Origin of the sequence: Enterococcus sp. AZ091, from assembly GCF_051714805.1 — a bacterium.
GTDB lineage: Bacteria > Bacillota > Bacilli > Lactobacillales > Enterococcaceae > Enterococcus_D > Enterococcus_D gallinarum.
The window spans coordinates 650,205-675,109 of the sequence record NZ_JBIOSO010000002.1 but is presented as its reverse complement, the minus strand read 5'-3'; the positions used below and the strand labels follow the sequence as shown (position 1 = coordinate 675,109).

At 38.1% G+C, this 24,905-nt stretch carries 23 protein-coding genes; 4 read left to right on the top strand and 19 right to left on the bottom strand.

From position 1 onward, the window contains the following. Position 1: 1 nt before the first annotated feature. The 13 genes from IGJ28_RS15580 to IGJ28_RS15520 are packed head-to-tail and all read right to left on the bottom strand — an operon-like array spanning position 2 to position 12,426. Positions 2-1,111 (bottom strand): capsular polysaccharide biosynthesis protein CapF, encoded by a 1,110-nt coding sequence (locus IGJ28_RS15580; RefSeq protein ID WP_005470977.1) that lies wholly within the window; start codon positions 1,109-1,111, stop codon positions 2-4. Continuing rightward, the gene (locus tag IGJ28_RS15575; protein WP_005470975.1) at positions 1,108-2,130 is read right to left on the bottom strand and encodes a polysaccharide biosynthesis protein; all 1,023 of its coding nucleotides are present in this window, start codon (positions 2,128-2,130) and stop codon (positions 1,108-1,110) included. Before IGJ28_RS15575 ends, IGJ28_RS15580 begins: the two co-directional genes overlap by 4 nt. A gap of 12 nt (positions 2,131-2,142) precedes the next feature. After that, positions 2,143-2,982, bottom strand: coding sequence for a hypothetical protein (locus IGJ28_RS15570; RefSeq protein ID WP_005470973.1), 840 nt, complete (start codon positions 2,980-2,982; stop codon positions 2,143-2,145). Beyond that, entirely contained in the window at positions 2,927-4,078 is a 1,152-nt protein-coding gene (locus tag IGJ28_RS15565) for a glycosyltransferase (RefSeq protein ID WP_208787509.1), read from the bottom strand. Before IGJ28_RS15565 ends, IGJ28_RS15570 begins: the two co-directional genes overlap by 56 nt. Before the next feature lie 19 nt (positions 4,079-4,097). Then, positions 4,098-4,721, bottom strand: a complete 624-nt coding sequence (locus IGJ28_RS15560; protein ID WP_208787508.1) for a sugar transferase — start codon at positions 4,719-4,721, stop codon at positions 4,098-4,100. Beyond that, entirely contained in the window at positions 4,711-5,832 is a 1,122-nt protein-coding gene (locus IGJ28_RS15555; protein ID WP_005470970.1) for a DegT/DnrJ/EryC1/StrS family aminotransferase, read from the bottom strand. The genes IGJ28_RS15560 and IGJ28_RS15555 overlap by 11 nt, the downstream gene beginning before the upstream one ends. 1 nt (position 5,833) lies before the next feature. After that, positions 5,834-6,466 (bottom strand): acetyltransferase, encoded by a 633-nt coding sequence (locus IGJ28_RS15550; protein WP_005470969.1) that lies wholly within the window; start codon positions 6,464-6,466, stop codon positions 5,834-5,836. A 10-nt stretch (positions 6,467-6,476) separates the two neighbouring features. Then, positions 6,477-8,294, bottom strand: a complete 1,818-nt coding sequence (locus IGJ28_RS15545) for a polysaccharide biosynthesis protein (RefSeq protein WP_252711457.1) — start codon at positions 8,292-8,294, stop codon at positions 6,477-6,479. Between the two features lie 12 nt (positions 8,295-8,306). Further along, positions 8,307-9,071, bottom strand: coding sequence for a tyrosine-protein phosphatase (locus IGJ28_RS15540; protein WP_005470967.1), 765 nt, complete (start codon positions 9,069-9,071; stop codon positions 8,307-8,309). Positions 9,072-9,091: 20 nt separating this feature from the next. Next, complete coding sequence (locus IGJ28_RS15535; protein WP_003126043.1) at positions 9,092-9,796, bottom strand: CpsD/CapB family tyrosine-protein kinase; 705 nt, start codon at positions 9,794-9,796, stop codon at positions 9,092-9,094. A gap of 11 nt (positions 9,797-9,807) precedes the next feature. Then, positions 9,808-10,587, bottom strand: coding sequence for a YveK family protein (locus IGJ28_RS15530; RefSeq protein ID WP_252711458.1), 780 nt, complete (start codon positions 10,585-10,587; stop codon positions 9,808-9,810). 15 nt (positions 10,588-10,602) lie between these two features. Then, positions 10,603-11,535, bottom strand: a complete 933-nt coding sequence (locus IGJ28_RS15525; RefSeq protein WP_029486612.1) for an LCP family glycopolymer transferase — start codon at positions 11,533-11,535, stop codon at positions 10,603-10,605. Between the two features lie 27 nt (positions 11,536-11,562). Next, the gene (locus tag IGJ28_RS15520) at positions 11,563-12,426 is read right to left on the bottom strand and encodes a hypothetical protein (protein ID WP_252711459.1); all 864 of its coding nucleotides are present in this window, start codon (positions 12,424-12,426) and stop codon (positions 11,563-11,565) included. 730 nt (positions 12,427-13,156) lie between these two features. Between IGJ28_RS15520 and IGJ28_RS15515 the strand changes: the two genes are divergently transcribed. Both IGJ28_RS15515 and IGJ28_RS15510 read left to right on the top strand, forming a co-directional pair. Beyond that, entirely contained in the window at positions 13,157-14,626 is a 1,470-nt protein-coding gene (locus tag IGJ28_RS15515) for a helix-turn-helix domain-containing protein (protein ID WP_185079675.1), read from the top strand. A 159-nt stretch (positions 14,627-14,785) separates the two neighbouring features. Continuing rightward, positions 14,786-15,718, top strand: a complete 933-nt coding sequence (locus IGJ28_RS15510; RefSeq protein WP_170081504.1) for an L-lactate dehydrogenase — start codon at positions 14,786-14,788, stop codon at positions 15,716-15,718. Between the two features lie 106 nt (positions 15,719-15,824). Here the strand turns inward: IGJ28_RS15510 and IGJ28_RS15505 are convergent, their stop codons facing one another. The 3 genes from IGJ28_RS15505 to IGJ28_RS15495 all read right to left on the bottom strand — a co-directional run bounded on the left by IGJ28_RS15505 (position 15,825) and on the right by IGJ28_RS15495 (position 18,522). Beyond that, positions 15,825-17,018: a 3D domain-containing protein gene (locus IGJ28_RS15505; RefSeq protein WP_159151289.1), complete on the bottom strand. Its 1,194-nt coding sequence runs from the start codon at positions 17,016-17,018 to the stop codon at positions 15,825-15,827. 203 nt (positions 17,019-17,221) lie between these two features. Then, a complete protein-coding gene (locus tag IGJ28_RS15500) occupies positions 17,222-17,992 on the bottom strand; it encodes a putative ABC transporter permease (protein ID WP_081131452.1) in 771 nt (256 codons plus the stop codon). Between the two features lie 143 nt (positions 17,993-18,135). Further along, complete coding sequence (locus IGJ28_RS15495; RefSeq protein WP_225585844.1) at positions 18,136-18,522, bottom strand: DUF7006 family protein; 387 nt, start codon at positions 18,520-18,522, stop codon at positions 18,136-18,138. Between the two features lie 368 nt (positions 18,523-18,890). On the opposite strand from IGJ28_RS15495, the gene IGJ28_RS15490 reads away from it, so the two are divergent. Continuing rightward, a complete protein-coding gene (locus IGJ28_RS15490) occupies positions 18,891-19,514 on the top strand; it encodes a hypothetical protein (RefSeq protein ID WP_252711460.1) in 624 nt (207 codons plus the stop codon). A gap of 218 nt (positions 19,515-19,732) precedes the next feature. On the opposite strand, the gene IGJ28_RS15485 is transcribed toward IGJ28_RS15490, so the two are convergent. From IGJ28_RS15485 to IGJ28_RS15475, 3 genes are all read right to left on the bottom strand, one after another. Then, complete coding sequence (locus tag IGJ28_RS15485) at positions 19,733-21,574, bottom strand: glucosaminidase domain-containing protein (RefSeq protein ID WP_438845476.1); 1,842 nt, start codon at positions 21,572-21,574, stop codon at positions 19,733-19,735. Positions 21,575-21,666: 92 nt separating this feature from the next. Next, positions 21,667-23,031: a C40 family peptidase gene (locus IGJ28_RS15480; RefSeq protein WP_170081286.1), complete on the bottom strand. Its 1,365-nt coding sequence runs from the start codon at positions 23,029-23,031 to the stop codon at positions 21,667-21,669. A 401-nt stretch (positions 23,032-23,432) separates the two neighbouring features. Beyond that, complete coding sequence (locus IGJ28_RS15475; protein ID WP_003126028.1) at positions 23,433-24,029, bottom strand: TetR/AcrR family transcriptional regulator; 597 nt, start codon at positions 24,027-24,029, stop codon at positions 23,433-23,435. 103 nt (positions 24,030-24,132) lie between these two features. Here IGJ28_RS15475 and IGJ28_RS15470 point away from each other — a divergent pair, with 103 nt between their 5' ends. After that, the gene (locus IGJ28_RS15470; RefSeq protein ID WP_003126027.1) at positions 24,133-24,735 is read left to right on the top strand and encodes an ECF transporter S component; all 603 of its coding nucleotides are present in this window, start codon (positions 24,133-24,135) and stop codon (positions 24,733-24,735) included. Positions 24,736-24,905: the final 170 nt, after the last annotated feature.

Below are 24,905 nucleotides of genomic sequence, written 5' to 3'. Positions count from 1 at the left end.
TTCAAACCTCCAAATAATAAGTGTCCGGTTTTTTAGAATCAAACGGCTCATTTACCCACATAATGGTAACCATGTCTGAGGACCCTAAATTTTCAATGTTGTGGGTATAACCTACGGGAATATCCACTACCTCCAATTTTTCTCCGGATACAAAATATTCAATAATTTCTTCAGAATCAATTTTTCTAAACCGAATTACTCCTTCACCACTTACAACTAAGAATTTCTCATTTTTGGTATGATGCCAATGGTTTCCTTTAGTGATTCCAGGCTTAGAAATATTCACAGAAATTTGTCCACGATCTTCTGTTCTTAAAAATTCAGTGAATGATCCTCTTTCATCTATATTCATTTTTAATGGATAAGAAAAGTCCTCCTTAGGTAAAAAGCTTAAATATGTGCTATATAAATTTTTCTCAATTCGATTATTCAAATTCGGAACAGACAAATTCTGACGATTGTTTTTAAAAGATAAAATGAGATCACGTAATAATCCCACAGTGATTGTATCAGTTTCTGGAACAACACAGTAACCTTCTTTTGAATTTGGATTTCCTTCCAAGCATTGAAGTAATTCCTTAACCACATCATCAATATAACATAATTCAATTTTAGCTGTTTCATCGTTTACGATGACTTCTTCGCTTCGAGCAATTTTATAGCAAAACGTGGCAACAACTGTATTATAATTTGGCTTCGACCACTTACCATATAGATTAGCAAAACGATAGACATATACGTTAGCACCAGTTTCTTCTTGATAAGAAAATAGTAATTCTTCTCCTGCTTTCTTACTCTTACCATAAGAGTTATCTAATGCAGCTTGGATAGATGAGGAAATCATTATTGGACAAGTATTGTTATATTCTTTTAGCTTATCTAATAGAAGAGACGTGAACCCAAAATTTCCGTCCATAAACTCTGAATCATTTTTCGGACGATTGACCCCAGCTAAATGAAAAACGAAATCAGCCTTTAAACAATATTCATCTAATAAATAATCTGGTGTATCAATATCGTAACTAAATATTTCAGAATATCCTTTATTCTCTAATTCAGCAACTAAATTTTTACCAACAAAACCATCTGCGCCTGTCACTAAAATTTTCATTGATTTCTCCACACTTTCAACTCTTCTTGAACATATTCTAGCTCTAATAGCTTTTCTTTGATTTGTTCTACTGAAAGACGTTGTGTATTATCTGAATTATATTCCCCTTCTTGAGTTAACTCTGTACTTCCTTCCACAAAATACTTATCGTAGTTCAAATCACGTGTATCAGCAGGGACACGATAGAAGTTGCCCATATCTTTTGCCACAAGATATTCTTCTTTTGTAAGTAAAGTTTCATATCGCTTTTCACCGTGTCTAGTACCAATGATATGAATTTCATTATCTGCATGAAATAGTTCTTTCACTGCTTGTGCTAGATCTCCAACGGTAGAAGCTGGCGATTTTTGAACCATGATATCCCCTGCTTTTGCATTTTCAAAAGCAAATACGACAAGTTCAACTGCTTCTTCTAAGCTCATTAAAAATCTTGTCATACCTGGGTCTGTCACAGTTAATGGCTTACCGGATTTGATTTGTTCAATAAACAAAGGAATAACAGAACCTCTAGATGCCATAACATTGCCATAACGGGTACCACAAATCATAGTATTATCGTCAGAAACAGTTTTCGCTTTGGCAACAAAAACCTTTTCCATCATTGCTTTTGAAATTCCCATAGCGTTGATAGGATAGGCCGCTTTATCTGTTGAAAGGCAAATAACCTTTTTGACTCCCATTTCAACAGCTGCAGTCACAACATTGTCTGTCCCCATAACATTCGTTTTGACAGCTTCCATAGGAAAAAACTCACATGAAGGAACTTGTTTTAAAGCAGCCGCATGGAATATATAATCAACATTATACATTGCGTTTTTCACGCTATTTATATCCCTTACATCACCAATATAAAATTTTAATTTATCATTATTGTATCTCTTACGCATATCATCTTGCTTTTTTTCGTCACGAGAAAATATACGGATCTCTTTTATATCGGAATCTAGAAATCTCTTCATTACAGCATTTCCAAAAGAGCCTGTACCGCCAGTAATTAGCAAAATTTTATTTTTGAACATTTTAATCCCTCTTTAGTTATTCTTAAATTTTTTTGCTCCTGTTAGCATTAGTTTATACGCTTCATGAAAAGTAAATTTTTCGAGAACAAAACTTCTTCTCATAAGAAATGCGTAAGAAAAAATAAAATGCAAATTAGGGAATAGTGAATAATATAAAGCACCTTTATCTTCGAAAAATTTTTGATTATATCCAGTAAACCAAGATGAACAATCATTGTATACATCTGCAATAATTTTTGTTGAAGAATATACTTTACATTTTCTTTTTAATGCATCCATAATAAAAAGAGAATCTTCCCCTGAACCATATTGTGTACCTCCACCAAAAAGCTGTGAAAAGTAAATTCTTTTTTTTTCAAAGACTGTTCTTTTAAAAGTAAATGTAACGGCTCCATACTTTAAAGAATTAAATTTTCTCACTCTGCCATTTTTTTTAACTCTCTCACTAACCTTATTATTCTGATGTATCCTCACATTAAAGACAATCATGTCTGCATCGTTTAATCTTTCATATTCTTTTTTTATTATATCTTCATAACCATTTACAAAAACCTCGTCCTCATCAGCAATAATTAATATTTCATCTTCAGCTCTCATCAGACCATTATTACGACTTAAACCGACTCCTACTTCAGGCATGGAAAAAAATTTGATGTTCGAACCCTTGAAATTTATTTTCTCATATTTAAAAGCATCCTTTTTAACTTGATTTATAATTATAGCGTTCGTAGACAAGTTCATAGTTTTATACAAATTACTGTCCTTATTCATGCATGATACAATTACTTCCATTGAATCACCTAGTACTTTCTGCTTTTTGCCAAAATGGTTTTGATTTTCCTGTGATTTCATTTTTTGCTCCTAAGAATTGTGCAAATATTGTTATTACATAATAAGCCATAAATCTAAAATATTTATTTTTAATTTTTTTTATGTTTAATCCAGATAGAATAGATACGTTTTGTACGATGAAAGCTACAATAAAAATAAAATTATACTGATTTAGAATCAAACATAAGTTGGAAAGGTATGCAATCATATGAAATAAATAGAGATTATTTCTGAAAGTACGATGCGATACATAAAATAATGTAAACAAAGGATGCTTTACGAAATTATACTTTGATATATCTAAAAAATTAATTCCTATTATTTTTCTTGACATCCTAACTTTCCGCGAAAATTCATCTCCTATAGATTCTCCAGCTTTTTCATAAGCTATAGCATTTGGGTTAAATACAGCTCTTTTACCATAAATTACATATTTAGGAGGAAAAACACTATCATGACTATATATTGGATCTATACATATATAATCGTCTTTTCTAACCGCATAAATGCTTCCATTTCCAGCGGTTATCGAAGATAAGTCTGATTCAATTTTTCTTTGAGCTAAATCCAAATTCCAATACGAACTTTCTGATTCACTTGCTATGGAAGTGTCGTCATTATTATAAACTAACTTTCCACATACATAAGCTACTTCCGAATCTGACAAGTATGAAACCAATTGTTTAATAGAATTTTTATCGAACATTGCATTAGCATCTGTAAAAACTAGGATATCTCCTCTAGCTTTAGTTACTGCTTCGTTTTGTGCATTAGTTTTTCCTTGTCTTTTTGCAACCTTAACTAATTTTATATTTTCTGGAAATTCTTTTGAATATCTTTCAACTATCGTATTTGTATTATCCGTACTAAAATCTGATGCAACAAGTATTTCATATTTATTTTTCTCGTAATCAACATTCAATAAGTTAATAATCTTATTTTCTATAACGTTTTCTTCATTGTGTGCAGCAATTATAACGGTCACATTTGGACTAAATGATTCATCTATTTTTATTTTCTTATGAGGTAGTATTTTATTTAGCAAAATTAGTAAAATAGGATATCCAACCATTGTATAGAAAATTAACAATACTGAAATCCAAAAAAGATTTCCCATAATTAAACTCCTTTTTTCGTTAATTTTTTGTGCCCTTAAACTTTTCGACCGTGGCTTGATTTTCGTCTGTAATGCCTTCTCGCTTGAAAACATTTACCATAGTTTTAAAAATAATTAATAAGTCTCCAATAAATGTAATATTTTCTACGTATCTAATATCATAGAAAAACTTTTTTTCCCAACTAATTGCATTTCTTCCATTAACTTGAGCTAAACCTGTCAGCCCAGGTCTAACTAAATGTCTTTTTTTTTGCTGTTCATTATATAATTCTAAATATTCAACAAGTAACGGCCTTGGACCGACAAAAGACATATGCCCCATCAAAATATTCCATAATTCAGGTAATTCATCCATACTTGTCGAACGGAGAACTTTTCCGAATTTTGTCAACCTTTCATTATCGGGAAGGAGTTTTCCGTGCTTATCTAACTTATTTGACATAGTCCTAAATTTATACATAGAAAATATCTCTTCATTTTTTCCTGGTCTTTTTTGCACAAAAAATATTGGACTTCCTAATTTACATCTTATTAAAATTGCTAAAATGATTATTAAAGGAGAGAAAACAAAAATTGCTAGTAGTGAACAAATAATATCTAATAATCTTTTAAAATATCTTTCATATAAACTTTTAGTTTGCATCAGTAACCACTTTTCTTATATTTTTCACAACTCTATTTAAATCTTCTTCAGTCATTTTTGTATCCGAAGGGAGACAAATGCCTGTATTAAAGAGATTTTCTGAAACTTCGCCACCAATATAATCATATTTCTCAAAAAAAGGTTGAAGATGCATTGGTTTCCAGATGGGTCTTGCTTCAATATTTTCTTCTTGTAATACATCTATTAGCTGATTCGGATTGATATTATTTAAAGTAATAGCACTTAACCAGAAATTAGGCTGATTCCAACTATTTTCAGGCATAAAATTAATATCATCTAAATCTGATAAATGATTTTTGTAGAAGTTAAAGATATATCTTTTCTTGGCAATTCTATCATTTAGAACTTTCAATTGTCCTCTTCCAATGCCAGCCACTATATTGCTCATTCTATAATTAAATCCGACTTCACTATGTTGGTAGTGTCTTGCATCATCTCGGGATTGTGTCGCCCAAAAACGAGCTTTATCAATCCTTTCTTTATCCTTAGAAACAAGTATTCCACCACCAGATGTCGTAATTATTTTATTTCCGTTGAAAGAGTATATACCATATTTACCAAAAGTTCCTGTGTGTTTGCCTTTATAAGTAGTTCCGAGAGACTCGGCTGCATCCTCAATAAGAGTAACTCCATATTCTTGGCAAACTTTCATAATTTCTTCTAAATTGGCAGATAAGCCATAAAGATGCACAACAATAACAGCTTTTGTATCAGGATATTTTTCTAATGCAGTTCTCAAATGTGTAGGGCTCATGTTCCAAGTTTCGAAATCACTATCGACAAAAACAGGAATCGCTCCTTGATAAATAATTGGATTAGCTGTAGCAGAGAAAGTTAAGGACTGACATATTACAACATCATCTTTTCCAACTCCAGCAGCTTTTAGTGCTAAATGGATTGCAGCAGTTCCCGATGATAGAGCCGCCGCATAATCTATTCCTACATAACTTGCTAACTCATTTTCAAAACCATCAACGTTCTCTCCCAACGGAGCAATCCAATTTGTATCAAAAGCTTTTTTAACATATTCTTGCTCAAAGCCTTGTTCACTCATGTGAGGTGAAGAAAGTAATATTCGTTTTTCTACCATCTTAATCCCAGCTTTCTATAATTTTTGCAGGTACTCCTACTAGTTTTGACTTAATTCCGACACTACGAATTACTACAGCACCGGCCCCGATAATATTTCCATCACCAATTTGGAGGTTCTGAATTACCTTCGCTCCTACTCCAAATTCATTGAGTGACTCAATGACTGTATTTCCAGAAATATTTACACTTGGATAAAAAGAGTTATAATCTTTTATTTTAACATCGTGCCCAATTGTCGCATGTATGTTAATCATATTAAAATCACCAATAGTTATACTTGAGGTGAACGTTGTATAAGGCATTATTATATTTCCAATGCCAAAAATAACACTTTTTCCAATTAGTGCTGTGTTATCAATGATATTGGGAAAAAATAAATTTTTATTTTCTTTAAGGCTGGTATATATAGTTTTTTTTGTTTCAGGAGACGCAATTCCTATTACCACCGCTGTACTCTTTGAACTCTGATATAAATAATCCAAGCCGCCCAAAATCGGGTATCCAAGTATTCTTTCAGGAAGATTACAACAATTATCGTCAACTATTCCTTCAATATCGTACTCATCATTTCGCTCTACCATAAAAATTATTTCTTTTGCTAAGCCACCTGCCCCAACAATAACTAAATCCACTGTAATCACCTCATTTATTTGAAGCATTGGCAAAAGCAACAACATCTTTTGCTAGCTGTTTGTCATCATCAGATAATTGTTCAACAAATTCCATGACTTCTGCTATTGAATAGCCAGTGATATTGCCAACAAAAATTTTCTCAAACACAGCTTCATCGTTTCGTTCTTTATCTAATAGCAGTTCTTCATAGAGTTTTTCCCCAGGACGAATCCCGGTCTCAATAATTTCTATCTCATCTTCACTATAGCCACTCAATCGAATCATATTTTTTGCTAAATCAATGATTTTGACTGGCTCACTCATATCTAGAATAAAGATTTCTCCACCTTTAGCTAAAGCTCCTGATTGAATCACTAATCGGCTGGCTTCCGGAATCGTCATAAAATAGCGCGTCATGCGAAAATCCGTGATGGTAATTGGTCCGCCATTTGCGATTTGTTCCCTAAACACGGGAATCACACTTCCTCTAGAACCTAACACATTCCCAAAGCGGACAGCCGAAAATTTCGTACATCCTGCTTCATTTAATCCGGTAACGATCATTTCGGCGATTCGTTTCGTCGCTCCCATGACATTCGGAGGATTGTTTGCTTTGTCAGTTGAAACCATAACGAAGTTTTTTACTTTGGCTGCTTTAGCAGCTTCTGCCACATTTTTAGTTCCGTAGACGTTGTTTTTAACAGCTTCTCTTGGATTGTATTCCATCAATGGCACATGTTTGTGGGCCGCAGCATGATAAACAATTTCTGGTTGATAATCTTCCATGATTGCAAAGATTTTCTTACGGTCTTGGATGTCTGCAATGATAGGAACGATTTCCGTAACACACTCTGAGTAGTTGTTTCTTAATTCGCGATCAATTAAATAGATTGAGTTTTCTCCGTGACCCAGTAACAATAGCCTACGAGGGTTGAAGCGGATTACTTGACGACAAATCTCTGAACCGATTGATCCCCCGGCACCTGTCACTAGGATCGTTTTTCCTGTGATTTGATCTTTGATGGCATCAATGTCCAACTGGACTTCATCTCGTCCTAATAAGTCAACCACATCGATTTCTTTTAAGCGAGAAAGATTGATTTTTCCTGAAGCGACTTCTTCCATTGACGGCATACTATTTACTTTTACATGTAACGGCTCGATCAATTCAAAAATCTCACGAAGCTTTTTGCGAGAAAGCGAAGGAATCGCAATGGTGATCATAGCAATTTCATATTTTTCAACTAGTTCAGGTAAGTCTTTGATAGAGCCAAGTACTTTCTTGCCAGAAAGATAGGTATGTCTTTTGTTGGGATCATCATCAATGAAACCAATCACATTGATATCGCCAGCTGTTTTTGAACCTAGCAAGCTATTATAAAGGATTCGGCCACCCTCTCCAGCCCCGAGAATCAAGGTGTTTTTTACTTCTTCACTCGTTATGCAGCGGCTGTTTTTCTTTTCGATGTACAAGCGCCAAATTAGCCGGCTAGCGATAATAAAGAACATCGAAAGAAAGTACGTAGAGATCACCAGACGCATACTATAATTTTCTTTACTGAAAAAAAGAAGAATGATCGTTGCAAATGAACTTAATGTCAACGCTAAAAAGATAGCGATCATTTCTCGCAGATTCGTGTAACGATTGATTCTGGAAAAAACGCGGAAAATCCAACCAAATAGCCAGTATAAGACAATTGAAAGAACAATTGAAATTTGCATAAAATCCATTGGAATCCTAACAAATGGTTTCATAAAATAATACGAAGCAATATTGGCAAAAACCAATAAGATGCTGTCCACTAGAATCAACGTGGCTATTTTTCTTCTTCTTGTTAACTCAAACAACCCAAAAGCCCCCTAAAATAACCCAAACTTTTTCTTTTTTATCATTGTGTATTCTGGATAATCGATTTGATCCCCATTTATCAAATCTTTCGCCACTTGTTTCATTAAAGCCACTTTATTTGGATCAAAATCTTTGGCGATTTGCTCATAAGCCTCTTTCATATAAAAAGTCCGTTTCTTGACTCCGTGAGCATCTGAAGCTACCATCTGAACCAAATTGTATTCAACCATTAATTTGGCCGTTTTTTGTATGTCTTTTCCAAAGACTCCCATATAGCTTGGAGCCGTCAATTGTGCTAAGCACCCCATTTCTAGGAATGGAAGCAAATTATTCGGATCTTTTCTAAAATAGGCGTTTCGCTCTGGATGCACGATAACGGGTGTCTTTCCAAGACTCTTCAACTCAAAAAAGACTTGTTCGGAATAAGTTGGTACTTCCATTGTAGGAAATTCTATCAAAATATACGTATCGTCCAGATCCGTAAATAAAATCTCATCATTACGAATATCCTCAATTAAATCTCCTGTTATCCGTACCTCTTGTCCTTCTAATACGGTCAACGGCAAATTTCGTTGGTCTAATTCTGATTGCAAAGAAGAGACCAACGAAATAACGTCAGATTTTGGATTGTGATATTTCCCGTTGTTGTGATGTGGCGTACACAGGATGTGAGTGATTCCTTGACTAATGGCTTTTTCTGCCATCGCAATACTTGCTTCCATCGTTTCGGCACCATCATCGATACCAGGTAAAATATGACAATGTAAATCAATCATTTCGTTCGTCTCCTAATTCATTAATTCCCGTAATAATAGTAATAGCCTGAATCTTTGTTATTCTCTGCCCCGTTGTAGACTACCCCTAATACGCGAGCTTGCACCATATTCAATAATTCTTTTGCCTTTGTTAATGGCTCTTTGCGGGAAACATTTTCGCGCACAACGAGAATCGTCCCATCTGCTTTGGAAGCCATGATCTGGGCGTCCGTTACTGCCACTACTGGCGGCATATCAAAAATCACAATATCATAGAGTTTCTTTGCTTCCGCCATCACTTGGTTCATTCTAGATGATCCCAATAATTCCGAAGGGTTTGGTGGTTTAGGACCACTTGGTAAAATGGAGAGATTGTCGATCACTGTTTGCTGGGCTGCCTCAGCTAGATTCGTTGAAGTGCTCAAAACTGTACTAACGCCCACATTATTCAGTAAATTAAACGTTTTGTGGACGGTGGGTTTCCGCATATCTGCATCCACTAACAATACTCGTTGACCTGATTTTGCAAAGACCACTGCTAGGTTAGCAGATGTGGTCGATTTGCCTTCTCCTGGTCCCGAAGAAGTGACGACTAATGTTTTTATTTGTTGATCCGCTGAAGACGCAAATTGAATATTGGTTCGAATCGTCCGATATTGCTCTGAAATAGGAGAAGAAGGATCCACTAAAGTGATCAGACTTACTGCATGGGTTTGGGTCCCTTTACGTTCTTGTTGTTTAGCCATGTCTCTTCCTCCTATACTCTCGAACGGCTGCGACGAGATTCCGTCGTTTTGTCATTCGTTGGTTTCTTCAAAGTTGGTCTTGTTGGTTTCTTTTGGATCGTCGCATTTAATTCTTTTTGCGACATTTGAGGTACAGTCCCTAAAATCGTATAGCCAATCGTATCGGTAACAAATTTGTCGTCTTTTACGGTACGATCTAATAATTCAAATAAGAAAGCAAGTCCGACACCGACCATCAGCCCCAGCACTAATCCAATAGCTAAATTTAATTTATTATTTGGCGATACGGGTGATGTGCTGGCAACAGCACTTGAAATGATGGAAATTTTGTCCACATTCATGACGTCTTTGGCATTTTCCTGAAAGACTAGTGCTGTGGTGTTAGCAATTTTTTGGGCGGTCACAGCATTCGGATTGGTTGCTTGAATCGAAAACATTTGGGAATTTTGAGATTGACTGACTGAAATCGCGTCTTTGATTTCTCCAGCCGTCATTTTGACATTGCTTTCTGATTCCAGACGATCTTTGACTTCGTTCAATACTAAGTCACTGACGATCATGTCTTTATACGTATTGATCATTTGCAGATTGGTATTGACATCATTGACATTTGCGGTTTCCGATTGCGGCAGTGTCACGATCAATTGGGCTTGTGAACTATACTTTGGTGTGATCACAAAGAAGGTTGCAATTCCTGCAAGTGCCAAGCCGGCAAACATGGCAATAATGATTGAAGCCAAGTGTTTTCGCAAGACTTCAAATATCTCTTTTAAGCTAATTGTTTCTTCCATTTCTTCTCCACTTTCTTATTCATTCTCTAGATTTAATTGTTCTTTCAGTTCTGTTTGAACTCGATTCAGTTCTTCCTCACTAACCCGTTGGTAGGAAATGCCATCTTGCATGAAGCCTTCCCCTTTAAGTTGATCTTGTTTGATCGTTTTGAAAGCATCCCGATAATCCAATGCAATCGTCCGCATATTATCAAAACTCATATCTGTCTTCATATTGCTTTCGACAGCACTCAAGATATCTTGGTATTTGCTGACGCCATCAAAGCTCAACACTTTCTTAGCAATTCCCTCAACGATTTTGCGTTGTCGTTCTTGACGGCCATAATCGCCATTGGGATCTTCATGCCGCATTCGGGAATACGCCAATGCTTGATCGCCATCTAGAGTGATTTTTCCAATCGTGAAATCATAATTGTCTTGACTAAAAGTCAGGTCGTTATTGACCTCAATGCCTCCCACGGCATCTACCAATTCTTTCAGACCGGCCATATTGATTGAGATGTAATGATCAACGGGAATATCTAAATATTTTTGCACGGTATCCATCGACATTGCAGGACCACCAAATGCATAGGCATGATTGATTTTGTCTTTCGTACCATGACCGACAATGTCCACATAAGTATCCCGAGCAATACTAACGATCGTTGTTTGTTGATCTTCTGGACTAACCGTCGCTACCATCATCGTATCTGAACGGCCTTGATCGACACGTCCCAAGTCCCCAGTATCGATCCCCATCAATAGAACTGAAAAGGACTCTTGTTTTTTTAAATCAACAGGATTTTCCCGTTTCTTTTCATCTTGTGAACGCTCCACTGATTCATAGGTCTTTTGGATCGAACCAGATAGATCCATGTATAACTTGGCGCCGATTCCTACCACACCGATCACGAGTACAGCAACGATTCCAAAAATAATCAAAAAAATCTTTTTTCCTTTTGACATAATTATTCCTCCAGTTGGCTCTTCCTATCAGTAATAGGATTCTGAATCTGTTTCTGAACTATCCGTCATACTATCTGAATAGCCATCATCAGTCGTTGCCGTATCTGTTGTATTGCTGTAGTAACCAACATAGCCCATTTGTGAAGCGACGGTTTCTGCAAGCTTGGTATATTTTTCTTTCAAGTCTTTATTGCGAATTTTGCTGATGCTGTCAACGGCTGATAAGTAGTTCTCATAGGTCACTGCATCCGTCACTTTGTCGTCTTTAAGCATACGATCAAATTCTTTTTGCAGTTTTGTCACGCGATCAAGTTGAGCATCTGCAAAACCAAGGTATTCTTTCACTAACGCTGTCCATTTGTCATCCTCAAAAAAATTCAAGTTTTCACGAATGCTGCCAACGTCAGTCTCTTTCAGATCTTTTTTGATAATGACGTCATTTTCGGCTTTCTGCCAGTTGGAGACGCCTTTCGTGAAGAGCTTATCGGTTGCTTCTTGGATTTTTTGCTTTGCTTCGATATCCTTCAATTCATCGTCAATGGCTTGTTTCTGCTTTTGGATCTCTTTTGCATCTGCCGGCAATGCATTCTCTTCGATGCCGTATTCTTCACCAGATACTTTGATCATGGACAACTTTCCAACGAGCTGGCTGATATCATCAGCGGTGATGCCCGCTTTTAAGAATGTTCGATCCTCATTGAGATAAAGGCTTGCGACCTCCTTCTTCAATGTTGCAATACTGTCGGTCTCACTGGCGATCGCAGTTTGCGCATATTCTACCCGCTGCTGGTATTGTCGCTGATTGTTCTGGCGATACCCAACCAAACAAATGGCAACGGATCCAACACCGACTGCCACAACGGTCAAAGTCTTAAGTAACGGCTTTCCCATGAACACACTCCCTAAATTATTTGTGCTTTATAAATTTATCTTTTCAATCAAGAAAAGCAAATTTGCTCAATTCTAGTTAATTATAAGAGAAAATTGAAATTAAATAAAGGTAATTTACCAAGTTTTTACATCATTAAGAACAATGTTTTTGCAAAAATTGTGATTTAACTTGAATAAAACAGCGATTTCTTTTATATAAAAAAACATTAAAAACTATATATTTTGTTATTTAATTTCTGACGATCAATTTTTCCATTAAAAGAATTTCATTCTCTTTTTCATCTTTCTTCAGGCATTCGTTAAGGTGTATCCCTTGTAATAAAACTAGCATCATAAACAGCGAGAAAAATCACGATTTTGTTTCTTAAAGGAATCTTGGATGTTTGCAATTATTTTTGAGTCTTTTTTCAATCTAGTAATTAAATAATTTAAATAGTTGAAAAAACCATTTTTTACTCATTTAATTTTCTATTTTTAAGTGCTCGCTTTGATCTGTTCTGATAAACTAAATTATTTTTCAATATTCTATTCTTTGAAATGGGAAGGTGTCTGTTCTTTTTCATCTGGTTTTTTTGCCAATAAATGACTGCAAAAGAATGGTTTATTGGCAATTCATGTCAATTTTTTCACCGTTTGATGAAATACGTGATTTGTTATTGCGATTCTAACTTCATTAAGATAGCTATAGACAGATTCAATTCTTTAATTGGAAAATGAAAGGAGCAAACCAGTGAGAGAGCTTCAGATGAAATTCGTTACGAATACTGCAACGATCCGTTGGATGCGCATTCTCGACTTATTTGAGTTAGAGCCGCTTTGCTCTACTCGTGCACTGGCAAAGGCTTCCTCAAGTACAACGCGAACGATTGTGACTGATATCACAGACATGAAGTCCCATTTCAAGGATGCCCTCCATATCGATTCGTCCCACAAGGGCTATATTTTCACCGTATTGAACCCGACGAAGTACCTCGCAGCGAAACGAGCACTGATTACTGACGAGATTCTTTTCCATATTGTCGAGAGTATTTTTCAGCATGAAGAAATGCGTTCTTCAGAATGGGCAGAAAGGTATCATATCTCGGAGAGTACGGTTCTTCGTTACTTGAGAAAAGTACAACCTGTTCTTCGCGACTACCACTTGCAGCTGGATTATAACCCAATCACATTCATTGGCGATGAAATGGATATCCGTAAATTTTTTCATGATTTTTATTATGAATCAGAAATCACGGCACACACGATCTTTCCCCCTATTGCGATTCACGACATCACCGTCAAAGCTTTTTCTGACTGCCAGCGAACCAACAAGCAAGCCTGCTCATTTGGAGAGCTCAATTATTATTTGTACATAACCCTTGAGCGCTATTGCGGGGGACACACAGTGAAACTACCAAAAAAAATCAGCAAACTGTTTTCAACTAAAGAAGATTTCAAAGAATTTGCGGAAATCAATCAGCATATCTTTGAACACTACCAACAAAGACTGCCCCAAGAAGAGATTCTCTATCTCTTTCTGTTGGTTTGGAGCCGGCGTTCGATTAGTGACGTTACTGGTGAGGAAGTCTTCTGCCAAAAATACAATCAGTGGGCAGAAATCACTCAGCTGGCCAGTGATTTTGTAGCTACCTGTATTCCTGAAACCAAAAATTCCTCCCGCGATCATATCTTGATCGAATCTTTCTTTACCGTAGCCAAAATCAAGCAGTTGCTCTCCCCTTTGTTGAATCATAATATTGCCGATGTCAATCTTTACGCCCAGCGCTTGTTTCCTGAGTCTTATCAAAAATGTCGGAATTTTCTCACAGAAAATCCATTAGCTGTTGCTACTTGGAATAAAAAGAGTTTATCCCATTTAAGCGCCAGTCTGACGATCTATTTGGAATCTATCAAATCGCTTTATTGGCATACCAAAAAAAATGTTGCTTTCTTATTTGAAGGCTCATATATTCTCTGTCAGTATTTAAAAAGCAAATCGATGCATTACTTGCATAGCTCAAAAAACTTTTTCTTTCCTGATTCAAATGAATTGTCACCTGATTATTTAATGATGAATCACATTGATCTCGTGGTAACAAATTACACAGAATATGTTTCCGATTATGCTAATGACATTGATTGTTTGATTTTTAAAACTTTCCCTGACAAAAATGACTGGAATAAGCTAGCCAAATGTCTCAATCCTCATATGAATGCTTAAGAGCACTTCCGACTATGACAGGGGAAGTGCTCTTAAGCGTCTATTGCTTCCCTAATCATAAGACAGCAACGCCCCTGAGAACGTATCAATACTCTTTTTTCTGGTTCTTTGGTACAGTTTAGGTGTATTTAAGTCGAATCAAATTTGGGAGGATCTTTCATGGAGAAAATCATTCTGATCGGAAATGGGGATGTAGGTTCGAGTTACAGTTTTGCATTAGTCGCTCAAGGAATTGGCAATGAAATTGGTATTATTGATTTAGATAAGGCAAAAGCAGCGGGTGACATTCAGGATTTAAATCATGGCTTGGCATATGTTGGTCCCAAAACACTATATGTTGCTGATTATGAGGATTGTCGAGATGCAGATCTTGTAGTGATCACCGCTGGTGCAGCACAGCTGCCCCATGAAACACGACTGGATTTGACGAAAAAGAATGCTCAGATCATGAAAAAGATCGTGAAATCTGTTATTGCTAGCGGTTTTCAAGGGATCTTCTTGATTGCTAGTAATCCAGTAGATGTTTTGACTCACTATGTCAAAAAAATCACTGGCTTTCCCTCTCACAAAGTGATTGGTTCTGGAACTTCTCTCGATAGTGCGCGCTTGCGTAATGCGATTGGCGAGCAGTTGACCATTGATCCACGGGATATTCAGATTTACGTCTTAGGGGAACATGGTGACACCCAATTTCCAGTCTGGTCCCATGGCAATATTGGTGGCTTAAGTGTTCACGAGTGGTTGGAAAAACACCCAAATTTTTCGGAGCAGGATCTCAGCCTGATTGCAGAAAAAGTGAAAAATGCCGCTTATGACATCATTGCTGCCAAAGGTTCGACACATTATGGGATAGCAATCTCGCTGGCTAGGATCACCCGCAGTATTTTAAAAGATGAACATGCAGTACTGCCGGTTTCTGTACACTTAGAGGGACAATATCAAGCAACCGATGTCTGTATTAGTTCCCCTGCAATCGTCAATAGTCAAGGCATTCGCGAAATTATTGAAATGTCTCTCAATGAGTCCGAGCAACAACAAATGTACGATTCCATCCAAACATTGAAAACGATGCAGGCACAGTTGCAGGAATGAAACGAGCTTTTCTAGATGATGCTTTTACCCACTAAATAAAAAAGCGTATCTTGTCCACCATCAATCATGAATGATGGTAGGGTTACAAGATACGCTTTTTCGTTTATTAGTCTAGAATCGTGACTTTTACTTGACGTCGGCCCCATTGCAGACATTTGGCTACATTATCAAAGTGGACATCAATGATATTTCCTTTGATCGCGCCTCCTGTATCTAGCGCTAGCGCCACGCCATATCCTTCAACATTCACCAAGGTACCTAATGGGATCACACTTGGATCGACTGCGACCGCCATTGGATTGCTGCGAAGATCTGTTCCGCTGGCAGTCAGGTGGCTAGCACCTTTCTCTGCATAAGAATATGCGGTTGATTCCATGATCATTGTCTTGCCGCTGGAAGGTGTGTTGCTACCCGAATTGTTGGAGCTGTTATTCGAGTTGTTTGAACTATTATTCGTCGAACTGCTGCTCGTATTGCTTGAAGCTGAATTGCTGCTTGAACTGCTGTTTGATTGCGCGCTCTCACTTGAAGATGACGACTCTTGACTTGAGCTTTCACTCGCTGCTTTTGCCGCTGCCTTCGCTTCTTTTTCTTTAGCTTCTTGTTCGGCCGCTTCTTTGGCTGCTCTTTCTTTGGCTGCTTTTTCAGCAGCTATCCGAGCTTCTTCTGCTTCTTTGCTGGAAGCAATCTTTGCTAAGGTCGATTCGTTTTCTTTCAACTGTGTCTGCAAGTTGGCGATCTTACTATCCAACTCTTGCGCCTGTGCTTCCAAAGAGGATTGATCCTGCTGTAAGGATTCTTTGGTAGACTCGGCTTTTTCTTGCAGAGACTCTAATTTTTCTTTTTCAGATGTCAACGAGTCGATTTTTTCTTTTTCTAGATTTTGGAGCATTGTCATGGCGTAAGCCCGGTTGATGAAATCTTGGATATTGGAAGATTCCAACAAGACTGTCCAATCTCTGGTTACTCCACCGTTGACCTGAATGTCTTTCATTCGTTCTGCAACTACAGCTTCACGTTTTTCAATCGTTTCTTGAGTTGCCTTTATTTCTTCTTTGGTTTGTGCCAACGTTTCTTCATTGTTAGCGATTTGTGCTTTTAATGCTTCAACCTCGCTGTATTTATTATTGACATCGGTCAAAGCGATTTGTACTTCTGTACTGATTTGCTGACTTTGCTGCATAACGGCACTTTCTTTCTCTTTCAATGATTCCAGAGATTCAGCCTGCGCAAAGATCGGCGAAACGATACCTGCCGCAAAGACTGCGACGACCATGGTACGTAATTTCTTTGCCTTCAAAAAAATTCCCTCACTTCTCACTATGGTTTCCAACGCTTATTATTATACAAATTCTGGGGGCAAGATATATTGCAACTCTTTTACAATTTATTACAATTTTTAGCCAAAGTGGGAGAAATAAGAGTCTATTAAAAAATAATTCACGTGAAAGTGGGAAATCAGAGCCTTGAAAAGGCTTTTTTTATTGTAACACTTTTGTAATATTACTCTCTCTTCTTACGTAATTCTTCCACAAACCGCCGTAAGTCTTGAACATTGGTAATCTCATTGATTTGCAGTTTTTGAAAGTTTTTTAAAAGTCTTCGCTGATGAAAATTCAGCTTCGGTAACGTTTCACGCAATTGCTGCCAATCGATTGGCAGTTCAGAAATACGTTCCTGCCAATTGTTTTTCTTTTGTTCCAAACTTTCTGATAAAGTGGCTTTCTGCTGTTCAATAGCACGGTCCAGTCGTTGAACCGTTCGTTGAAAAGCAGCAAGATTAGCCAATGTATAGCCCATATCCAACGACATCACCATCAACAATCCAACAGGTAGATAAAAACTGAATCTTTCAGCCAACATTTGGACAATGATCAACATTTGCGGATGAACGATGCGGACGATCAAGACACAGCAAATGCCCCAAAAGATTGAAATTGGGACAGCCACGCGACCATTGATATTCAAAAAAACATTGTGGTAATCCCACCATGAAGCATGAAACAGTTTTTCTAATAAAAAGCTCGTCACGTACTCTAATAAGGTCACTAAAACAGCTGCTGCAAAAAAGAGCAGCAGCAATTGGTTATGTAACGGTCGCAGTAAATACAAGACACCTAAAATTCCAAAGCCATAAATAGGAGTGATCGGTCCTACCAAAAATCCTCGATAAACAAAATGTCTGGCTTTTATCGAGCAGTAAACCGTTTCCCACAGCCAGCCTACAAAAGAATACAAGAAAAACAGCAAAACGATCTGAGTAAATTCAGTCATGGAAATCTCTCCTAACGAATGGTAAATAACTTTTTTGGAAAAGCATTATAAAAGAGCAATATAATAGTAGAAAACTTTTCTTTCTTATTCCAGTATACGCTTCGTTTGTCGTTAAAGAAAAGATTTGCGTTAATCTGATCGAGTCATCTGCCCTTTCCAAAAAGGATCGAGGGATGTCCTGTATCTGTTAAATTGTAACCGCACAATTCTTTTGTATAGGTGCTATGATCTAGTTCGATATTCTCGATGATTTCTTCCTCTGAAAAACCTTGGAAATCAAATTCGCTGATATAGCTTCGCAAAAGGACCAATTTGGCATCGAGTAAGATGATTTGTTGTACACTTGTCCAGAAATCTTCCTCAGATTCTTCACGAACAATTCTTTCTACTTCTGCTTCCGTCACTTGCCAGTATCTATGAACCAATGGCAGACGTTCCTTCATCACTGCAAAATCAATATTCCCACGCATCTTTCGCAAATACTCTTTGACATCTGGATAAAACATCCACTCACCTCTGTTTTCTAGCATTTCCCTGCTTAGGAGACTATCAATGGATAATCGACAGCTAACAAAAAGTTCTGATTGCCAATGACAGCACAAGTGTACCTTTCCGACAATAATCATCCTGAGCAGCGAGGGATGCATTCACTTTTTATATAGCATAGCAAATGATTTGTGGGTTTTATAATCAATTTTTGCATCATGTAAGGAAAAATGTGTACAATCTCCTATACTATCCAGACTTAGCCAGCAGATAAACGAAACTTGAATTTTTAAAATTCGATAAACTACTTTCAATAGTGCTTATTTAAAAAGATTCTTCTATTGCCTTATTTACGAGCTTATTATAGGATAAATAAAATAAGTTTTTTAAAAAAACTAGAAGGAGTAAAAAAATGAAAAAGCACATGGTTTTAGGTTTAGTTGGGTTTGGGTTATTTTTAGCAGGATGTACAGAAAAACCATCGGGATCGGTTGATTCTTCCACAAAAGAAAAAGAGCGTACACAATTATCTTCCACTGTAGGATCTTCTGAAACAGCCAGCACTGGCACTTCAGAAAATGTGATTCCTGTTGAGAAGCAGACGATCACTGGTGTAAGCGGTTATTCCTATTCGCTGGAACTGCCGACAAATTGGCAAACTGTAGCCGATTTTGAGTCACTAAATCCAGATAATGATTTTATGCTTTCTGATTCGTTACAAACAAAATTTCTGGCGGCTGTTGTGGAGTCTAAACAAGACTTTGCAGATTTCGACAGTTATCTTGCATTGGTTCAAGACAGTTTAGCATCGAATTTTGGTACCAACGCGACATTTTTACCGGTTCCTGGTACTCAAACCCAAATGGTTGATTTTGCTGCAACTGTAGAAGGGTTGAACATACATTACTTATATTATGTAACAGAAACCGATAATAATTATGTTCAATTGTATGGTTGGACCTTAGCAAGTCTTTTTGATTCCTCAAAAGATGAACTAACAAAGATCATGGATAGTTTCCAGGAGCTCCCTCAATAAAGGCATGAATGCAGAACAGCCGTTGCTTTAAACTCAAACGAACAAAAGAAGGAGACCAACACAAAAATTGTGCGGTCTCCTTCCTTCGTTTGGAAATTTTTTACATCTGATTTTTTTTTCATATTTCTTTTATCTGGCAGCTATTCGAATATTGCCCTCTTGTGCCTTTATCATTGTACTTTCATCTTAATGTTTCTATCTATTGCCTATTATTAGGGTCATTTGCTGACGATCAATCGTTGTCCCACAAAAATCAATGAGCCGCTGATATTGTTCCATTGCATCAGCTGATTGATTGAGACCCCATAGCTCTGTGCAATTCCCCATAAGGTATCTCCTGATTTTACGGTATATGTCTTAGAACTAGAGGTACTGCTGACTTCTTTCACATAGGCACCACTGACCCAGCCTTTGCCTTCCACCCGGTACCAGGTACTATTGCCATTAACACTGGTTCCTTGTTTTTGGGCCACTGCCTTGAAGGTCGTATTGTTGGCTAATGACCCCACTACACTGGCACTGGTTGAAGAATCTGAACGAATATTCAGCGCTGCCGTGGTCTTGAATTGCTTGTTGATGGTTTGCTCTGAATTATTGCTGTTATTGTTGGATCCTACTTCCGTCACATACGCAGCGCTGACCCAGCCTTTGCCTTCCACCCGATACCAAGTACTGTTGCCATTAACACTGGTTCCTTGTTTTTGGGCTACTGCTTTGAAGGTCGTATTATTGGCTAATGACCCCACTACACTGGCACTGGTTGAAGAATCTGAACGAATATTCAGCGCTGCCGTGGTTTTGAATTGCTTGTTGATCGTTTGTTCTGAATTATTGCTGTTATTGTTGGATCCTACTTCCGTCACATACGCAGCGCTGACCCAGCCTTTGCCTTCCACCCGATACCAAGTACTGTTGCCATTAACACTGGTTCCTTGTTTTTGGGCTACTGCTTTGAAGGTCGTATTATTGGCTAATGACCCCACTACACTGGCACTGGTTGAAGAATCTGAACGAATATTCAGCGCTGCCGTGGTCTTGAATTGTTTGTTGATGGTTTGTTCTGAATTATTGGTGTTGTTGCCATTCCCGCTGCCGCCACCGGTCGCGGAATCAAATTGTGTCAAATTGTAGGTTTCGATCAAATTATTCAGCTTGCCGGCATAAGTCGTATCTGTCGCATACCTCCCTTGAAGCCATTGTGTGGCATCACGATAGGAAGAGGTATTGGATTTCCAAGCCCCACTGTAAAAATAAACGCCTGGTGAAAAAGAAGTCGTTTTTAAGACATGGGCATTATCTTCAAATGATTCCTTTAAAGACGGATATTTGCGGAATTTTGCAACGATCTCATAAAGATTGCCGTTGCCATCATCTTCCATTGTTCGCATCTCAACATATTGACCATTGTATGAACCTTTGATCCCAAACATATTGTTTGCTTGCGTCGTAAGTGTGGATTGTCCCCATCCTGATTCAAGGATCGCTTGTGCTATCATGACGGAGGCATAAAGATCGTTGACACTTGCTACTTGTTGCGCCATTGGTCCTACTTGCTGGATGAAGGCTTGTTGTGTATTAGATCTTGCCATCACACGATCGATATTAGGCATAATCTTTGTTTCTAATGCAATTCGCTCTGCCTCTGACAACATTGGGATCTCACTTGTCGATTCTGCAGAATCAGCGTCACTGGCAGGCTCCGTTCCTAGAGGTTCTTCTAAAGACTCGCTGGTAGTTGACTCACTTGATGATACTGTGGAATCTGTGTCCTCAGTCAACGATGTTTCGGTTCCAGTATCCTCGGTGGTTGTTGCTTGACTCGCTTGTGATTCATTTACTAAATCGTGTAAATCGGCTGTATCATCCGACGAAGCTACCGTAGGCTGTTCAACCACTTGTACACCTGTGTCATTCGATTCTTCAACAGAAGTTGCGAGCACACTAACCGGTACTAAATTCAGCGTACTAACGAGAGCGGTAGTGGTAGCAGCTCCTTTTCGGTACAATTGACTGCGTTTTTGCCGTTGCAACTCTTTGCGGATCTGTTTTCTGCTTTTCATTTTTCTCTCCTTCTACTAGCACTGATTCATTCTGCGCATTGGGTTCAATGAGAATCAGTCCACTGGATCAAGTATTTATAAAGATAAAATAATTAATTGACTCTAACAGCAAAGCTCGGAGTGTAGTACGCTGTATTCCCCACAGAAACTGTCTGTCCTGGACGAGGGGCATGAATGTACTGGTTGCCTCCTAAAGAGATGGCTACATGGTGGGTACTGCCGGCAGCACCCCAAAACAGTAAGTCACCAGCTTGCGCTTGACTAACAGAAATCATTGTACCAGCAGTTTCTTGTGGTACTGTCCAGCCACCGATATCTTTTCCGGTTACTTGTAAATAGACATAGCGGGTAAATCCTGAACAGTCAAAACTATCTGGTCCTTTTGCTCCCCAGACATACGGCTTATTGAGATGATGGTAAGCTTCTGCTACGATCGCAGCTCCAACGTTCCCAATTGGCGCAGATGGTGTCGGAGGTGCAGGCTTAGAGCTAGGAGCAGGCTGAGAATCAGGATTTCTGCTGCTTTCCGTACTTGCTGCCGTCGAAGAAGAATCTGGAGTAGCTACGGGGCTTGTTTCATTATTTGTTGGTATTTCTTGGATATCCCCTTGTACATCAGTGGATTCTCCTTGAACAGAACGTTCGGTTTCAGAAGAATCAGCTTCAGAAATCGAAGAATTTTCAGAAGACTCGGTAGTCATTGGTATGAGCTGATCTTCAGCTGCTGCCTGCTGTCTTGCTGCGACCCGCTCTGATTCTTCTCTTATTCGAGTTTGTTCTGCCTCATAGGCTTCTTTTTGAGCGAGCAATGCTTCCTTTTCACTTTCTTTATTTGCTTGCCGTAAAGCAAGGTTTGTCTGCAAGACATTCAGATCTGCTTGCTTGGACGCCAGCTTCCCTTTTTGGGCTTCCAGCTGGCCTTGCATTTGCTGCATTTCCGCCATTTTGGTTTCTGCTTCATTTTTCTTTGTCTTAACAGCTGCTTGGTCCGCTTGTTGCTGTTGGATCATCTGATTATTGGCATTGACGATCGTCGTCATTCCGTGGAACCGCTGAACAAAGTCACCGAAAGATTCGGAATCCAAAAGCACGGAAATAAAGCGATCACTTTTCCCATTGACTTGAGTGTCTCGTGCTTGATTCTGGATCGCTACTTGTCGTTTCTCGATCCGTGCTTCCAAATCAGTCACTTCTTTTTCTAAATCATTGATTTCATTCCCTAGTTTTTTCTGCTGAGCGATTAATTCAGCTGCTTGTTCATTGATGTCAGACACTTCATTTGTTAACTGATCTATTTGTGTCTGCACCGATTGATGCTGTTGTTTCAATTCAGCTACTTCGTTATTTTTTTGCTGAATCAATTGATCGTAATCATCGGCGAACACGGCGGTTGGGATGACAGGACTTGTCAGCGCTATTGCACAAATGCACAAAGATGATGCAAGTTTCTTTTTCATTTTCTCCTCCAATTCGTCAATTTTGATCATCAAATTACATTTATTTGACATTTATCATTTTAACATACTCCTATTCACAACCCAATTGATTTCCCGTTTACATTTTCATTACAAGTGAAATCACTTGTTTTTTAATTCTCGATAGTTCCTTAAAAAACACTCAACCTTCCATTATGATCACTTTTCGAAGAGACATCTAAGTTGGTGAGTTTATGAAATCAAGCAGTATCTGTAAGATACAAACCGTTCTTGATTTCAAAAAGATTACAAAGCCGTAGAAAAAAGCCGTAACAAAAGAATTCACTACAAAAAAGTCCAGAGATCGTTCGATCTCAATCGAACTTGAGAAAGGCTATTTCTCCATTTTTTGTATTATCTTCTATCACAGCTTCTAAAAACTTTTATTGGTACGGCAACAGTGTTCGCATCACTTGAATTTGATGATCGATTTGTTCTTCTTGAATATGACCCGTCAAAGCTAAAATACCCAGACCTTCTATAACAAACATATAGTTTTCCGCGATTGCTTCCAGATTCCGATCGGCAATCACGCCTTGCGCAACTCCAACTTGAAAAATCTCTTGGATCGTGCGTTTCGTCTCAGTCAACTGCGTTTGCTGCAACGAACTCGTCTCAACTGACTTATGCGTATAATAATACTCATACGTCGCTCGCAGCATGCTGTCGGATATGCTATGAAGCAATCGGTATTTATGATCCTCAAAATATTTCGTCAAGATAGTCTCGAAAGAAGCATTTGCTTTGATCATTGCTCGAACTTCATTAAACCGTCGTTGCGAACGTTGTTGCAGCACTTCTAAGAAAATCGCATCCACCGATTGAAAGTACAGATAGATCCCGCCGCGACTGATGCCGCATTCTTCGATGATGTCTTGCATCGTCGCATCGATCAATCCTTTCTTGCTGAATACTACTTTGGCACTTTCCAAAATCGCTTCTCGTTTTTGCCGTTTTTTTTCTTCGATCGGCTTTTTCATGCTTCCACCTCACTTTATTAATGACACCTGTGTCATTTTATTGTATAATCATCCTAACATAAAAATGACACGAGTGTCATTCTATAAGAAAGGGTGTTTTCTCATGAACACAAAAAACAAAACGTATCGTTTAGTGATCCGTGCAATTCTAACCGCAATCATTATCTTACAAACTATGGTACCTTTCCTTGGCTTTATTCCTATCGGCATCACTAGTCTGACGATCATTCATATCACGGTCATTGTTGCTGCCATTGTTTTAGGAACGAAAGATGGGATGTTTATCGGCTTGGTTTGGGGGATTTTCACGATTATTCGGGCATTCACTTCCCCTACGACCCCTTTGGATATCACAGTATTCACTAATCCGATCATCTCAGTCCTGCCAAGGGTCTTAGTAGGTCTCGTCGCTGGTATATTGTTTACTTGGCTCTATCGTAAAACAAAGAAAGTCGTCCTTGCTTCTATTGTTGCAGCCATCTTTGGTACCCTTACCAACACGGTTCTCGTGTTAACGTTGATGGGAACCCTGTACACTAGTTTGGTGGCAACTACCTATGGTGTTGATGCTTCCGCTTTGTTTGTCACATTAGGAGCTATTGCAGTGACTAACGGCGTTTCTGAAGTGATCACAGCAGTGATCCTGACACCAATATTAGTCAAAGCGCTTTTCGCAGCCACCAGTTTACGTCCAGAAAACCGCTGAGTAAAAGTCCGATTCTTTTAGGTTTGTATCGTTAGCTTTATCCTATCATTTTTTACGACAAGTGCAAACTTGTCCTCTCATTTAACAAATGAAATCAACAAAAAAACCTCTCACTAGCAACGGTTCCATCATTTAATGGAACACATAACTGTGAGAGGTCATTTTGATTA

Bases quoted from the DNA above. Each gene is read 5' to 3' on its own strand.
- IGJ28_RS15580 (WP_005470977.1), bottom strand. From the start codon at position 1,111: ATGAAAATTTTAGTGACAGGCGCAGATGGTTTTGTTGGTAAAAATTTA.
- IGJ28_RS15575 (WP_005470975.1), bottom strand. From the start codon at position 2,130: ATGTTCAAAAATAAAATTTTGCTAATTACTGGCGGTACAGGCTCTTTT.
- IGJ28_RS15570 (WP_005470973.1), bottom strand. From the start codon at position 2,982: ATGAAATCACAGGAAAATCAAAACCATTTTGGCAAAAAGCAGAAAGTA.
- IGJ28_RS15565 (WP_208787509.1), bottom strand. From the start codon at position 4,078: ATGGGAAATCTTTTTTGGATTTCAGTATTGTTAATTTTCTATACAATG.
- IGJ28_RS15560 (WP_208787508.1), bottom strand. From the start codon at position 4,721: ATGCAAACTAAAAGTTTATATGAAAGATATTTTAAAAGATTATTAGAT.
- IGJ28_RS15555 (WP_005470970.1), bottom strand. From the start codon at position 5,832: ATGGTAGAAAAACGAATATTACTTTCTTCACCTCACATGAGTGAACAA.
- IGJ28_RS15540 (WP_005470967.1), bottom strand. From the start codon at position 9,071: ATGATTGATTTACATTGTCATATTTTACCTGGTATCGATGATGGTGCC.
- IGJ28_RS15535 (WP_003126043.1), bottom strand. From the start codon at position 9,796: ATGGCTAAACAACAAGAACGTAAAGGGACCCAAACCCATGCAGTAAGT.
- IGJ28_RS15530 (WP_252711458.1), bottom strand. From the start codon at position 10,587: ATGGAAGAAACAATTAGCTTAAAAGAGATATTTGAAGTCTTGCGAAAA.
- IGJ28_RS15525 (WP_029486612.1), bottom strand. From the start codon at position 11,535: ATGTCAAAAGGAAAAAAGATTTTTTTGATTATTTTTGGAATCGTTGCT.
- IGJ28_RS15520 (WP_252711459.1), bottom strand. From the start codon at position 12,426: ATGGGAAAGCCGTTACTTAAGACTTTGACCGTTGTGGCAGTCGGTGTT.
- IGJ28_RS15510 (WP_170081504.1), top strand. From the start codon at position 14,786: ATGGAGAAAATCATTCTGATCGGAAATGGGGATGTAGGTTCGAGTTAC.
- IGJ28_RS15500 (WP_081131452.1), bottom strand. From the start codon at position 17,992: ATGACTGAATTTACTCAGATCGTTTTGCTGTTTTTCTTGTATTCTTTT.
- IGJ28_RS15495 (WP_225585844.1), bottom strand. From the start codon at position 18,522: ATGCTAGAAAACAGAGGTGAGTGGATGTTTTATCCAGATGTCAAAGAG.
- IGJ28_RS15490 (WP_252711460.1), top strand. From the start codon at position 18,891: ATGAAAAAGCACATGGTTTTAGGTTTAGTTGGGTTTGGGTTATTTTTA.
- IGJ28_RS15485 (WP_438845476.1), bottom strand. From the start codon at position 21,574: ATGAAAAGCAGAAAACAGATCCGCAAAGAGTTGCAACGGCAAAAACGC.
- IGJ28_RS15480 (WP_170081286.1), bottom strand. From the start codon at position 23,031: ATGAAAAAGAAACTTGCATCATCTTTGTGCATTTGTGCAATAGCGCTG.
- IGJ28_RS15475 (WP_003126028.1), bottom strand. From the start codon at position 24,029: ATGAAAAAGCCGATCGAAGAAAAAAAACGGCAAAAACGAGAAGCGATT.
- IGJ28_RS15470 (WP_003126027.1), top strand. From the start codon at position 24,133: ATGAACACAAAAAACAAAACGTATCGTTTAGTGATCCGTGCAATTCTA.